This window comes from Providencia sp. Marseille-Q8014, assembly GCF_965112055.1.
This window is the reverse complement of the sequence record NZ_CBCOPT010000001.1, coordinates 2,497,820-2,511,633: the sequence shown is the minus strand read 5'-3', so window position 1 is coordinate 2,511,633 and position 13,814 is coordinate 2,497,820. Positions and strand designations below refer to the sequence as shown.

Genomic DNA, 13,814 nt, shown 5'->3' with positions numbered 1-13,814 from the left:
CATTGGATAGTTGTTTTAACCATATTCGCAATATGAATGTTACATTTGGGTCAAGTTAAAACGGGTATAAGACTACTGATTCTGATTTAAACAGAGTGTAAACACTAGGTAAAATATCTCAAAGTAGGAAATATTTCATAAACTAAGGCACACTTTGTTAAATTCTTCCATGATACAAATTCATGAACAATCGTAATTGAGTATTAATCATACAAAAAATATGTTCTTACGATCAATTATCTTTGTCTTTATTAAATTCAGTTTAGTAATTATACACTAAATTATAATTAGTGAGATATAGATATCAGTGCGTTCAAATAATGAGATTTGTGTATATTTTAAACATAGAAGGGGATCATTTCGTTAACTCTCTTTTTTTCTGCGAGTCAGCCCGAGAAATCACAATGTCTGGTTGACAAAAACTTCCATCAAAGCACAATCTTTTTAGGTTTAAACTCACAAGCCGTAACGCTAACTAAAGGAACGATAATGATAAAGCAAGGTCGTTATATAGGGATCATGTCAGGAACCAGCTTAGATGGGGTCGATGTTGTTCTTGCAGCGATCAGCGATAAATTTGTTGCTGAGCAATCAAGTATTAGTATTGCGTTTCCTGTTGAGTTGAAAAAAAGAATTCTCAATATATGCCAAGGTCAGGAAACCACATTATCTGAAGTTGGAAAAATTGATCGTGAGTTAGGTTCTCTTTATGCAGATGCTGTGAACCAGTTGCTAGCTAAAACGGGAGTCGCGGCTACCGATATCATTGCAATAGGTTGTCATGGGCAAACAGTTTGGCATGAGCCTGATGGTGAAGCACCTTTCACAATGCAACTTGGTGATAATAATCGGGTCGCCGCATTAACGGGTATTACGACAGTCGGTGACTTTAGACGGCGAGATATGGCGTATGGCGGGCAGGGGGCTCCACTTGTGCCTGCCTTTCATTTAGCGGTATTGGGTCATGCGATAGAAAAAAGAATTATATTAAATATTGGTGGCATATCGAATATTACAGCTTTACTGCCAGGCGCTTATGTCAAAGGTTATGATACCGGGCCTGGGAATATGTTGATGGATATATGGGTATGGCGTCATAAACAATGTGGCTATGACGAAAACGGTAATTGGGCAAGCTCGGGAATTGTGCATCAACCACTACTTAAAGCGATGTTACGCGATCCCTATTTTAGACGTTCGGCGCCTAAAAGCACGGGGCGAGAATATTTTAATATGCAATGATTAGATAAACATTTAGCGAATTTCCCCGCACTGTTACCTCAAGATGTGCAAGCCACCTTATGTGAATTAACCGCGGTGTCCATTGCTGAACAAATATTGCTTTGTGGTGGCTGTGAGCGTTTAATCGTGTGCGGTGGCGGAGCAAAAAATACCTTTTTAATGCAGCGCCTTGCTGCGTTACTGCCGGGAACAGAAGTTGGCCCAAGCGATAAATATGGATTAAGTGGTGATGATATGGAAGCGCTGGCTTTTGCTTGGCTCGCTGCACGAACGATCGCGAATCTACCGGGTAACCTTGCGTCAGTGACAGGAGCTGAGCGTGCCACTGTTCTTGGCGCGATTTACCCTGCCAATACCGATGAAAAATAATTGCGTTAAGGAAATGAGACAACGATGAACGACGCACAAAACTTAAAGCTTGCAGCACTACGCCGTGAATACACTCAAGGCGGCTTAAGACGAACCGATTTAACGCCAGAACCTCTGGCATTATTTGAACGATGGTTAAAACAGGCCTGTGAGGCAAATCTCAGTGATCCAACGGCTATGTGCGTCGCGACGGTTGATGAAACAGGTCAACCTTATCAACGTATTGTGTTATTGAAGCACTTCGATGAAAAAGGGTTAGTTTTTTACACGAATATGGGGAGCCGTAAAGCTCAGCATCTAGAAAAAAATAATAAGGTGAGCTTACATTTTCCATGGTATCCACTTGAGCGACAAGTGAGTTTTTTAGGTGTGGCAGAACGTTTGAATCCGATTGAAGTGGTGAAGTATTTTCATAGTCGGCCAAAAGATAGCCAAATTGCAGCTTGGGCATCTCAACAGTCATCGAGAATTTCGGCTCGAAGTATTTTAGAAGGTAAGTTTTTAGAGCTAAAACAAAAATTCCAAAATGGCGAAGTACCTCTTCCTAGTTTTTGGGGCGGGTTTCGCGTGGTCTTTAATAGTGTTGAGTTTTGGCAAGGGGGAGCTAATCGTTTACATGACCGTTTTATTTACCAGCGTGATGGGGACGGATGGAAAATTGATAGGTTAGCGCCGTAATAAATTGTTTTTTAGCTGGCACTTAAAAGCTAGGCGCTTTATGCTATAGCTTCGTTTACGAAAACTGACAAGCGATCCCCATGAGATCGGGAGAGTCTTCTCATCTTAGGGGCTTTTTATTAAAAATAGATAGACAAAATTCAACTGATGGAGTCATTGATGTCTAGCAATAACCTGATTAAACAATTGCAAGAGCGGGGCCTCGTTGCCCAGGTAACGGATGAGGATGCGTTAGCAGAGAGACTGGCGCAAGGCCCTATCTCTCTCTATTGCGGCTTCGACCCTACCGCCGACAGCTTGCATTTGGGACATCTGGTTCCCTTGCTGTGTTTAAAACGATTCCAACTAGCCGGGCACAAGCCTGTGGCGTTGGTCGGTGGCGCGACGGGTCTGATTGGTGATCCGAGTTTTAAAGCCTCTGAGCGTAAATTAAATACCGCAGAGACCGTCCAAGAGTGGGTGGAAAAAATCCGTAATCAAGTTTCGCCTTTCCTGAGTTTTGATTGTGGCGATAACAGCGCTAAATTAGCCAATAACTATGACTGGTTTGGCAAAATGGATGTGCTGACTTTCTTACGTGATATCGGCAAACACTTCTCTGTTAACCAGATGATCAATAAAGAAGCCGTTAAACAGCGTCTAAATCGTGATGATGTAGGTATCTCTTTTACTGAGTTTGCTTATAACTTACTCCAAGGCTACGACTTTGCAAATCTGAACAAAGAGCACGGCGTAGAATTACAAATTGGTGGTTCAGACCAATGGGGTAACATTACCTCTGGGATCGACTTAACCCGTCGTTTACATCAAAACCAAGTCTTTGGTATGACGGTGCCACTCATCACAAAAGCTGACGGGACAAAATTTGGTAAAACAGAAGGTGGGGCAGTGTGGCTTGATCCGAAGAAAACAAGCCCATATAAATTCTACCAATTCTGGATCAATACCGCAGACGCCGATGTTTATCGCTTCTTGAAGTTCTTCACTTTCATGGAGTTAAGTGAAATTGACGCCTTAGAAGAAGAAGATAAAAACAGTGGTAAAGCTCCACGTGCACAATATGTTTTGGCTGAAAATGTCACGCGACTGGTACATGGTGAAGAAGGCTTAGCGGCTGCTCGTCGTATTACTGAAAGTCTCTTCTCAGGCGCTGTTTCTGATTTGACTGAGGCGGATTTTGAACAGCTTGCTCAAGATGGTATGCCATGTATTACGCTTGAAAATGGTGCGGACTTACAACAAGCATTAGTTGATTCAGAGCTAACACCATCACGTGGCCAAGCAAGAACAGCGATTAGCTCAAATGCTGTAGCCATTAATGGTCAGAAACAAACTGACCCTATGTATGTATTTAATGATTCTGACCGCTTATTCGGTCGTTTCACATTGATTCGTCGTGGTAAGAAAAACGACTGTTTAATCAACTGGAAATAACTCTGACTAACCGTTGTGATAATAGCCCGAGAAAATCTCGGGCTATTTGTACTTGTGATAGTTCAAGCTACTTGGCAGGTGTGATGTCTTAACGTGCTTTACGGATTGCTTTGCATCGACAGTTGGCAAGATAACAATAGCAAGCAGTGTTTGTCACCAATGCTATGTCTCTGAATTATTAGCGTATATCGACAATGGCTAATCACTAATTTCTCTTCATTCGTCATAATAAATCCTTGGATTTTCCATGAAAAGTATTCTTTCAATTCAATCCCACGTAGTTTTCGGTCATGCTGGAAACAGTGCTACGGTATTTCCTATGTGCCGTATGGGGGTCGATGTTTGGCCACTTAACACTGTACAGTTTTCGAATCATACGCAGTATCCACAGTGGACGGGAACGGTTTTTCCAGCTCAGCATTTGACAGATATTGCCAGTGGTTTAGCCAAAATTCATAAACTGGAAATATGTGATGCTGTCCTAAGTGGCTATATTGGCTCAGCGGAACAAGGTAAGGATATTCTATCGATTGTTAAGCAAGTCAAAGCGGCTAATCCACAAGCAATTTATTTTTGTGACCCAGTAATGGGGCATCCTGAAAAAGGTTGTATTGTTGCACCGGGAGTGGCTGAATTTCTTTGTCAGCAAGCCCTACAAATGAGTGATGTGATTGCGCCTAACTTACTAGAGTTAGAAACGTTATCAGGTGAAACGATTGTAACGGTAGAGCAGGCGGTACATGCGGCACGGCAATTGTGTCGTAAAGGACCTAAAATTGTTTTAGTCAAACATTTGAGCCGAGCTGGCTATCGTGCTGATCGTTTTGAAATGATCTTAGTGACGGCTGAACACAGTTGGCATGTAAGTCGTCCACTGGTTGATTTTGGCGAAAAACAGCCCGTGGGCGTAGGTGATTTAACCAGCGGTTTAATGTTGGTGAATTTATTAAAAGGCGCAAGTTTACCAAAAGCTCTGGAACATGTTACCGCAGCAGTGTATGAAGTGATGCTAACCACCAAAGAAATGGGCGAGTATGAGCTTCAATTAGTGGCGGCTCAAGATAAATTAGTGACGCCAAACCATAAATTTTGCGCCACAGAACTCGATTAATATTTTTATCGTTTACATAGCGCTCCAGTGATGAAGCGCTATGATAAATTAGATCAGCCCTTCAGCCGATAATGCTTCTTGAACTTTAGGACGTTTAGCAATTTTGCCGCAATATTCAGTCAAATGTTTCAAGTGAGTAATATCAACACCCACTAATTTTGCCCAATTGCTCACGGTGAATAAATAAGCATCTGCAACAGTAAAGCTATCATCTGCAAAGAAAGCTTGTTTATCTAATACATCATCAACATATTGGAATTTTCTTGAGAGAGTTGCTCTGGCTATTTGCTTGTATTCTTCAGGGGTTCCTGGTGTGAATAAAGGCGCAAAATTCTTATGTAGCTCAGTGGAAATAAAATTCAGTGCTTCAAGTTGATGATAACGTTTCATCGTGCCAGCAGGGGCGATTAAATGTCTATCTTGTTTTTGGTCAGCGAGATATTGCACAATCACTGCACCTTCCGTCAACTGTTCACCATCATCTAAAATCAAGGTAGGAACTTGCCCTTTAGGGTTGATAGCTAAGAAATCTTGGCCATCTTCCGTTGTTTTATCTTTTAAATTGACGCGTATAATGCTGAAGTCCAGCCCTGTTTCGCGCAAGATAATGTGAGGAGAAAGAGAACAAGCACCGGGAGCATAATACAATTTCATCATAAAACTCCTAAATAGTTATGTTGGCAATCAGAAGACACATATTTTATAGAGTATATCATGACTGGCGGGAAAGAATTTGCTTTAAGGTGTCAGTTTAATCGCAAAATAGTTAATTGGCTTAATGCAAACCGATAAATCGCGCGATATCAATAAATAATTACGATTGTTCCTTGCTTTGATTTTGAAGATATCCAGCTTAAATGGAGGCGTGATTAATGATGTATACAGGGGAGTGGAAGGCTTAGCCATGATTGGTGAGCGTGACTTTTATGATTATCGTTCACCTTAGCGATATAAAAGAAAGGTTGCTATTGGACGTTAAGAGGAAAAACGCCATCATAAGATGGCGTTTCAAGATAAACTGACACTTATTTTAGTTCTAACTCATTCATCGCAGCGATGCTGAAACCACCGTCAACGTGAACGACTTCACCAGTAATACCGGCAGCAAGGTTAGAGCACAGGAAGGCGGCTGTATTACCAACATCTTCGATCGTGACAGTACGGCGGATTGGCGTTACAGCTTCACAATGCGCAAGCATTTTACGGAAATCTTTAATACCAGATGCCGCTAGTGTCCGGATTGGACCGGCAGAAACCGCGTTCACACGGATACCTTGAGGACCCATAGCATTGGCCATATAACGCACATTAGCTTCCAAAGAGGCTTTTGCCAGGCCCATGACGTTATAGTTAGGGATCGCACGCTCAGCACCTAAGTAGGTCAGCGTTAACAGAGAGGCATCTGGGTTCAGCATTTCACGACATGCTTTTGCCATTGCAACAAAGCTATAAGCACTGATGTCGTGAGCGATACGGAAGCCGTCACGAGTGACCGCATCAACATAGTCACCATCGAGTTGGTCTGCTGGAGCAAAGCCGATTGAATGGACAAAGCCATCAAATTTAGGCCAGGATTTTCCTAATTCAGCAAACAGAGCGTCAATACTTGCATCAACAGCAACGTCACATTCAATAACGAGGTTAGAGCCTAAAGATGCAGCAAACTCTTCAACACGCGGTTTTAATTTTTCGTTTTGATAAGTGAACGCCAGTTCAGCGCCTTGATCATGCATTGCTTTAGCAATACCGTATGCAATTGATAATTTACTGGCAACACCAGTGATTAGAATGCGCTTGCCGGTTAAAAAACCCATAGCATTATCCTTGTTTATTTTCTATTGAAAGCGCGAATATACCAGAAGACACCGTGTCTTGGGTAGTTTTCGCGTTCCTTATTGACGAATTATCGATATCTTACCATGTATTACATTAAGAAGGGTATTTTGCTGTTCTCCTCGGAGCAGTCAAATATCCTGGCGCCATGCATCAATGGATAGTGGTTCACCGAAATGGCTCTCAATTAATCGGCGTGTCACATCATGAAGTGGTGATGCGAGTACCTCAGCGGTATTGCCCCGTTCGACAACAACGCCTTTATCCATGACGAGCATTTTATCGCTAATATGTTTCATCATCCCTAAATGCTGGGTTACGTAAATATAGGCAATATCTTGTTTGGCCTGTAGTTCTAACATGAGGTTAATGATTTGTGAACGCATTGACATATCGAGTGACGCCAATGCTTCATCCGCAATAATAATTTCGGGTTGTAAAATCAGTGCCCTTGCGAGCGCAACACGCTGTTTTTGACCAGATGCTAGCATATGCGGATAATATTCTGCATGATCGGCTAATAAGCCCACTTGCCGTAGTGTTTGAATAATACGGCGTTCTCGTTCAATTCCGGTCAAATCAGTATTGAGCTTTAACGGTAATTCAAGTGTTTGCCCAATACGTTGTCGTGGGTTTAATGAGGTACTAGGATCTTGAAATATCATACGCACCCGCTGGCTACGATAGCTATAATCGCCATAGCTAAGTCGATGACCGCGGATCATAATTTCACCCGCGGTCGGTTCAGTGACACCTGATAGCATGCGCGCCAGTGTTGATTTTCCTGAACCATTCGCGCCAATAATCGCTAAAGTTTGCCCTGCTTGCAGATTAAAACTTAACGGTTTAACGGCTTCTAATTCATATCGGCGGAATAACCCTTCACGAAAACGAAATGTTTTTGTGAGGTTACGTACCTCAAGTAAGGTATCCATCAGTTTGGTTCCTCCGTATTTAACGGGTAGTGGCAAGCAAATAGATGGTTTTTAATATTACGTAAAGGGGGGGCCACGATACAGGTTCGTTGAGCATAAGGACATCGAGGGCCTAAGCGACAGCCAATGGGTAAATGCTCCAGTGATGGGATCGCACCGGGTAACGTATTTAACCGTCCTTTATGCGGAATAGGGCTTTCGAAATCAGGTATTGAACGAATAAGTGCTTGCGTATAAGGGTGATGAGGTCGCTGTAGAATATCTTCAGGTGTGGCACTTTCAACGGTTTGCCCACAGTAAAGCACATTAATTCTATCGACGAGTTTTGACATCATTTCCATATCATGACTGATCAATAAAATAGTCATGTTATTGTTTTGATTTAGCTTATCGAGTAAACGAAAAATTTGTGCCTGCGTCGTGGATTCCATCGCGTTAGTGGGTTCATCAGCAATTAATAAACGAGGCTGATTAGCAATAGCGATAGCGATCATCACTTTTTGGCATTCACCATCGGTCAGTTCATAAGGGTAGCTACGCATAATATCTTTATGATCTTTAATACCAACACGATGTAACAGTTCAATAGCACGACGTTTTCGCCAATTAAATCGCTGCCACCAACGGCCTTTATACGTCCATCTTGGGATGGCTTGTATTAATTGTTTGCCAATATCCTCAGCAGGATCAAGGCAAGATTGTGGCTCTTGGAAAATCATCGAGATATTGTGACCAATTAGTTTTCGGCGTTTACGCGGACTCAATTTTAATAAATCGATATCTTGAAAACGAAAGCGGTCTGCCGTGACGCGAATATTGTCTTTAGTTACCCCACAAATGGCTTTTGCGATTAAGCTTTTACCTGAGCCTGACTCACCGACTAAGCCTCGAACTTCACCTTCGGTCAGCGTCATAGAAATACGGTCAACCGCCTTGACGGGGCCATTGGCGGTCATAAACTCAATGGTTAAATTGCGGATGTCTAGTAAAGGCATTATTCAACCCCCGCATTAATGGCTCGATGTAAACCATCGCCTAATAAGTTGACGAATAAGACACTCATCATAATGGCAGCGCCAGGTAAAATCACAGACCAAGGTGCAACATAGATCAGTTCCAAGCTATCACCGAGCATAGCGCCCCATTCTGAAGAGGGTAATTGTGCACCAAGGTCAAGAAATCCTAAAGCCGCAATATCTAAAATGGCAATAGAGAGCGCTCGGGTTAATTCGGTGACTAATATCGGGGTGATGTTAGGTAACACGGTATACCACAAAATAAAAATATTTGAAGCGCCATCAAGACGTGCCGCAACAATATACTCTTTATCCAGCTCATCGTGAACGGCGACATAGATGGTTCTGACCATGCGAGGGATCAAGGCTAAGCAGATAGCCAGCATCGCATTTTGTAAGCTCGCCCCCATAAATGCCACGACAATAATTGCAAGTAGCAGAGAGGGAATTGAGAGAAGGGTATCGAGTATATGATTAAAAATGGCGGATTTTAAACCGCGTGTCATACCGGCAAGACAACCAAGCACCAGCCCTATCATGGTGGCTATAAATGTTACCAATAGAGCCGCACCGAAAGTGGATTTAGTACCCAGAATAAGCCGGCTAAGGATATCCCTTCCAAGGTCATCTGTACCCAGAAAAAATGCCACATTACCGTAATGAGACCAAGAGGGCGGCAGTAATTGATAACCTAGAAATTGCTGGTCGATAGTATAAGGTGCGAGGTAACTGCCTATAAAAGAAAGGGCTAATAAAAACAATACGCCATAGAAGCCAATCATCGAAATAATATCAGATGAAAAAATATTCCAAACTACCCGCGTTGGGGAAGGCATTTTTTGTTCACGATAAAAATTATCTGAGGACATACCAATCCTTATGTTTTAACGGATCCATCATCGCACCTAAAATGTCTGATAACACGTTAACGGCAATCACTAAGGCTCCGATTAGCATGACACCTGCTGAAATAGCGGAATAGTCTTGTTGGCGTATCGCTGTCACCAACCAACGGCCTAGTCCGGGCCAGTTAAATACGACTTCAGTCACCATGGTTAATGTTAGCATGGTAGAAAACTGTAAGCCTAATTTAGGAATAATGGGGGGAATTGCGTTATGAAAAATATGGCGGCGAATAATCGTCAGCCTTGATAGCCCACGCGTTGCAGCGGCTTTTATATAGTTTGCGCTGGCAATTTCCTCGGTACTGTTTCGCACTAAGCGAATGACTTCGGTTGTTGGTGCTAACGCGAGAGTTAATACAGGAAGCACCATATGTTCTAGCACATTGATAATCATCTGTTGGCGATAAGGTGAATCAGAAAGCCAAGCATCGATTAATGCAAAGCCAGTAATCGGCTTTAAATTATAGAGAAGGTCAATACGTCCAGAAACGGGGAGCCAACCGAGCCGCAATGAAAAGAACAGTGTGAGTACTAATGCGAGTACAAATACAGGCACCGAAAAGCCTAATAATGCAAACGTACTGATTGCGACATCAACAGGTTTATTGCGCCAAAATGCGGCGATCATACCAAGAGGAATACCGACGATGAGAGCAAACATGAAGGCTAAAATACACAGCTCCATGGTGGCGGGGAAGGTATCCTTTAATTGCTCGGTAATAGGTTCGCCATTAATGCTGGAAACGCCAAAATCGAAATGGAGTAAACCATCGAAATAGAATAAATAAGCATCAACTAATGAGGCACCACTTAAAGGCGCATTAGGCGTAAAGTAGCTGAGGCTAAAACTTACCAATGAAAGGAAAAAGACGGTAACTAATAGCAACAGTATACGGCGCAGCGAATAGATGATCATGGTTGCTGCTCCTGTTTAGGTTTGATTTTTTGAGCATATTCACTCATATCTCGGTATACGCCAGCAAACGAGGTATTGCCAAATGCACTGATCACTAATCCTTTCATATCAAAACGGTATGCCTGCAAACGTAAAGAATAGGCTAGGGGTAAAACAGGCAAATCATCACTTAATATCTGCTGTGCTTGATGATAATAATCAATTCTAGCGGCAAGTTGTTCTGTCAATAAAGCTTTATGCAATATCTCATCAAAGGAGGGGCTACACCAATGACTTAAATTGGTTTGAGAGGCTATCGCGGCACAACTTAACAGCGGACGGAAGAAACTATCGGGATCGTTACTGTCAGTTGCCCAGCCAGCAAGGGTCATATCATGGGAGCGATCCATTAATTGGTTTTCCTGAAAACGCCCTTCAACAGAACGAATGTTCATGGTAATCCCAACTTGTGCTAGATCGGCTTGGATAAGCTCTGCCATTTTAAGTGGGCTGGGATTATAGGATTGTGAGGAGATAGGCACCCACAAATCAAGGGTCAGGTTTTCGAGACCTAGTTCTTGTAGCATCTTTTTTGATAGCTCAGGATTATAATCTGTTACTTTGGCTTGATTATCATAAGCCCAAGACGCGCGAGGAAGAATAGAAGCTGCTGTTTCCGCGGTACCATAGTAGATTGATTGCATTAAACGTTCATTATTAATTGCATAAGCAATCGCTTGACGTACTTTCAATTGGTTAAGCGGTGGTTTGCTAGTGTTAAACGCTAAATAAGCAATGTTCATACCTGAACGCATCGAAATACGTAAACGAGGGTCATCACGTAAGACAGAAAGTTGGCTAGCTGCGGGATAAGCCAGTACATCGCACTCACCCGTTAGTAATTTTGATATGCGCCCTGTGCCACCCGCTCCCATATCGATAACAATTTCCTCCATACGAGGCTGACCTTTCCAATAGTGATTGTTACGCAGTAAGCGAACAAATTGTCCTGCTTGGTAATCATCAAAACGGAATGGGCCGGTTCCTACTGGACGCCAATCAATCATTTCTTGTCGATTGATACGAGAAAGATGGTCTGCATACTCGGCTGACAAAATGGGGGCATAGTGTGTGGCTAAATGCCATAAGAAAGAAGCATCGGGCGCATTAAGACGAAATTCGACAGTGTAGTTATTCAATTTACGGACACTCTGCACACTATTAGCAAACTGCAAGCTATCAAAGTAGGGGTAATGACCCCCACTGATATAGTGATAGGGGTGATTGACTTCAAACATGCGGGAAAAACTAAAAACGACATCATCCGCATTCATATTACGTGTTGGTGTAAACCACGGCGTCTCTTGAAACTTTACGTCTTTACGCAGTGTTAATCGGTAAGTGGCACCATTATCAAGAACCTCCCATTTAGAGGCGACCTCCGGAATTAGCCGATAGGTAAAAGGGTCAACATCCAGTAAACGGTCATAGATTTGTGCTGCTAAAGGATCGACGATCAGGCCACTGCTCGCTAACTGTGGATTAAATGTGGTGACAATGCCATTAACACAATAGATAAAGCCATTTTGGCGGATGTTCTCAGGAACATCGTTTGCCATGGTATCTTTGTATGACATATTGCCACTAAGAGCCTGAGCTGTTAGTGAAAGAGTATATAGAAGCCAAAGAATTATTAGGCGCATAGCACTGATATCGTTAACCTTAAAAAACGTATTGTATCGTAAAAATGGTTCAACAGGGTATAAGCAAAATCGTGCTTATTTTTCGTTCTAATACCAATGATTATGATGAAAAATTATCTAAAAAGAAAATATAATTATTTTTAAAATCATATTATTACCTTTTAATGAGAAAAAATCTCATTAAAAAGCTTTACAAATGGTACTGATAACTATTATCATTCGCTTTGCCACCTAAGTGAAAAGCTTACGGTCTGGCATGACATTGCTCACATTGCTTCCAGTGTTTTTTTATAGCCAGCATGGGTGCTGGCTTTTTTTTATCTAAAAACTATGGATTTAAAGTGGTTTTTAGCTAGTCTGTGTGAGAGTTAATTGATTAAACCCACTGTTTTCAAATCATTCTCATTCACATTACCCTGTAAAGTACACATTATCCTGACGATCCCACTTTCCTTGTTTGCTTCAATAAAAAAGAGTTTTTCTGCCCAGTCATTTGTTGGGGAGATACGACTAATCGGCGTTAAATTTTTTTGCCAAGGCGCTGAAATAGCATCTCTTATCATTGAATTAGCGACATAAAACTCACCTCCCTCAGTGAGTGGGATCTGGGTGGATAAACGTTGAATGACCTCCTGTTCAGGTAGCGATGTTTCAAACCCCCAATAATAAAAGGTTTCATCAATTTTATTATTCGAAATTTTGTTGTCACGCTCGAGGTCAATCGCGATAGCCACAAAACGAGTCAACTCAATGCCTTCTTCGGTCGTGTATTGCAGTGGAATGGTGAGGCCGGAATCACTAAATAATTGTGAAAGCGTGATATTTTGAGGAAGGGTATCAAGTTGCGAATCGTGTTTGACTTTATCAAAAAACCGATGATCGCAGAACGAGAGGGATTCGATAATACTATTGGCATTGACAGAGTAGGTAAGACCCATAAATAAAAAAAACAAGGTCACTTGTTTAATGATTTTCATTTATTACCCTCAAATAGTAGTCATAAGCAGTTATAAGTGCAAATAATGAGTAAGTTAGAAATTCAATTGTTATCGATATAAATTAAATTAAAGTAAATGTCATATATTTTCGTTATGAATTATTTTATATTTATTTGATTGTACGTAATTTTACTCATTTGGTGTTGAGGTGGTTAAATCTCAATATATTAGATAATAGTAGAGTGATATATGAATATTAACAATATGAAAAAAACAATGCCTATTATTTTAACTACGTTATTATTATCTTATTCAAGTATGTTATTCGCTGCAAACGGAAATATAGCGAATTCATTAGCGCAATGTTACCAAGAAATAGGTGATAATCCACGTACACAAATAGCGGATTGCTTAAAAGTCAAATTAGTTGTTGCAGAAAAAAATATGAATGAATCTCTGTTAAAAGCCAGAGAAAGCTTAGCTGCCGTTGATTCTAGCGCCACTAAACCAGCACTTGAATCATTGGCGACATCGCAAAAAGATTTTATCGTATATCGTAATAGCGAATGCCAACGTCAATCAGATACCCTTTTAGGGGGGAGTGGCGCAGGCGATATTTATCTCGCTTGTCAAATAGAGCAAACAGAAATGAGAACGAAAACATTACAAGAAAAATAATGCATTGATGATGAGTAAGCCGATTGTTTAGACTTACTCAACTCATGTGTTATTTTACAAAAATAATGAATAAATTA

The 13,814-nt window shown here is 41.5% G+C and carries 12 protein-coding genes and 1 pseudogene; 5 read left to right on the top strand and 8 right to left on the bottom strand.

All coding sequences use genetic code 11. The annotated features are described in order from the left end of the window. The first annotated feature begins 492 nt into the window (after positions 1-492). From anmK to pdxY, 4 genes and pseudogenes are all read left to right on the top strand, one after another. A pseudogene (gene anmK / locus ACWPW6_RS11015) lies at positions 493-1,611 on the top strand (anhydro-N-acetylmuramic acid kinase). 24 nt (positions 1,612-1,635) lie between these two features. Continuing rightward, complete coding sequence (gene pdxH / locus ACWPW6_RS11010; RefSeq protein WP_154622764.1) at positions 1,636-2,289, top strand: pyridoxamine 5'-phosphate oxidase; 654 nt, start codon at positions 1,636-1,638, stop codon at positions 2,287-2,289. A 159-nt stretch (positions 2,290-2,448) separates the two neighbouring features. Continuing rightward, positions 2,449-3,723, top strand: a complete 1,275-nt coding sequence (gene tyrS / locus ACWPW6_RS11005; RefSeq protein ID WP_154622763.1) for a tyrosine--tRNA ligase — start codon at positions 2,449-2,451, stop codon at positions 3,721-3,723. A gap of 247 nt (positions 3,724-3,970) precedes the next feature. Next, a complete protein-coding gene (gene pdxY / locus ACWPW6_RS11000; protein ID WP_154622762.1) occupies positions 3,971-4,834 on the top strand; it encodes a pyridoxal kinase PdxY in 864 nt (287 codons plus the stop codon). A 48-nt stretch (positions 4,835-4,882) separates the two neighbouring features. Here pdxY and gstA read toward each other — a convergent pair whose 3' ends face one another. The 8 genes from gstA to ACWPW6_RS10960 form a co-directional block, all read right to left on the bottom strand. Then, positions 4,883-5,488 (bottom strand): glutathione transferase GstA, encoded by a 606-nt coding sequence (gene gstA / locus ACWPW6_RS10995; protein ID WP_249998852.1) that lies wholly within the window; start codon positions 5,486-5,488, stop codon positions 4,883-4,885. Between the two features lie 371 nt (positions 5,489-5,859). Continuing rightward, entirely contained in the window at positions 5,860-6,648 is a 789-nt protein-coding gene (fabI, locus tag ACWPW6_RS10990; RefSeq protein ID WP_154622761.1) for an enoyl-ACP reductase FabI, read from the bottom strand. A gap of 150 nt (positions 6,649-6,798) precedes the next feature. After that, positions 6,799-7,602, bottom strand: a complete 804-nt coding sequence (sapF, locus tag ACWPW6_RS10985; RefSeq protein WP_154622760.1) for a putrescine export ABC transporter ATP-binding protein SapF — start codon at positions 7,600-7,602, stop codon at positions 6,799-6,801. After that, positions 7,602-8,597 (bottom strand): putrescine export ABC transporter ATP-binding protein SapD, encoded by a 996-nt coding sequence (gene sapD, locus ACWPW6_RS10980; protein ID WP_154622759.1) that lies wholly within the window; start codon positions 8,595-8,597, stop codon positions 7,602-7,604. Before sapD ends, sapF begins: the two co-directional genes overlap by 1 nt. Further along, positions 8,597-9,487, bottom strand: a complete 891-nt coding sequence (gene sapC, locus ACWPW6_RS10975) for a putrescine export ABC transporter permease SapC (RefSeq protein ID WP_154622758.1) — start codon at positions 9,485-9,487, stop codon at positions 8,597-8,599. Before sapC ends, sapD begins: the two co-directional genes overlap by 1 nt. Then, positions 9,474-10,439, bottom strand: a complete 966-nt coding sequence (gene sapB / locus ACWPW6_RS10970) for a putrescine export ABC transporter permease SapB (protein ID WP_154622757.1) — start codon at positions 10,437-10,439, stop codon at positions 9,474-9,476. The genes sapC and sapB overlap by 14 nt, the downstream gene beginning before the upstream one ends. After that, entirely contained in the window at positions 10,436-12,121 is a 1,686-nt protein-coding gene (gene sapA, locus ACWPW6_RS10965) for an ABC transporter substrate-binding protein SapA (protein WP_247047472.1), read from the bottom strand. Before sapA ends, sapB begins: the two co-directional genes overlap by 4 nt. Positions 12,122-12,489: 368 nt before the next feature. Beyond that, positions 12,490-13,098: a hypothetical protein gene (locus ACWPW6_RS10960; protein WP_163861993.1), complete on the bottom strand. Its 609-nt coding sequence runs from the start codon at positions 13,096-13,098 to the stop codon at positions 12,490-12,492. A gap of 210 nt (positions 13,099-13,308) precedes the next feature. Here ACWPW6_RS10960 and umoC point away from each other — a divergent pair, with 210 nt between their 5' ends. Continuing rightward, positions 13,309-13,737 carry a lysozyme inhibitor LprI family protein gene (umoC, locus tag ACWPW6_RS10955; protein ID WP_154623861.1) on the top strand — a complete coding sequence of 143 codons (429 nt, stop codon included), beginning with the start codon at positions 13,309-13,311 and terminating at the stop codon, positions 13,735-13,737. Positions 13,738-13,814 lie beyond the last annotated feature (77 nt).

Coding starts and splice junctions, on each gene's coding strand:
- sapF (WP_154622760.1), bottom strand. CDS start 7,602: ATGGATACCTTACTTGAGGTACGTAACCTCACAAAAACATTTCGTTTT.
- umoC (WP_154623861.1), top strand. CDS start 13,309: ATGAATATTAACAATATGAAAAAAACAATGCCTATTATTTTAACTACG.
- gstA (WP_249998852.1), bottom strand. CDS start 5,488: ATGAAATTGTATTATGCTCCCGGTGCTTGTTCTCTTTCTCCTCACATT.
- tyrS (WP_154622763.1), top strand. CDS start 2,449: ATGTCTAGCAATAACCTGATTAAACAATTGCAAGAGCGGGGCCTCGTT.
- pdxY (WP_154622762.1), top strand. CDS start 3,971: ATGAAAAGTATTCTTTCAATTCAATCCCACGTAGTTTTCGGTCATGCT.
- sapD (WP_154622759.1), bottom strand. CDS start 8,597: ATGCCTTTACTAGACATCCGCAATTTAACCATTGAGTTTATGACCGCC.
- pdxH (WP_154622764.1), top strand. CDS start 1,636: ATGAACGACGCACAAAACTTAAAGCTTGCAGCACTACGCCGTGAATAC.
- fabI (WP_154622761.1), bottom strand. CDS start 6,648: ATGGGTTTTTTAACCGGCAAGCGCATTCTAATCACTGGTGTTGCCAGT.
- sapC (WP_154622758.1), bottom strand. CDS start 9,487: ATGTCCTCAGATAATTTTTATCGTGAACAAAAAATGCCTTCCCCAACG.
- ACWPW6_RS10960 (WP_163861993.1), bottom strand. CDS start 13,098: ATGAAAATCATTAAACAAGTGACCTTGTTTTTTTTATTTATGGGTCTT.
- sapA (WP_247047472.1), bottom strand. CDS start 12,121: ATGCGCCTAATAATTCTTTGGCTTCTATATACTCTTTCACTAACAGCT.
- sapB (WP_154622757.1), bottom strand. CDS start 10,439: ATGATCATCTATTCGCTGCGCCGTATACTGTTGCTATTAGTTACCGTC.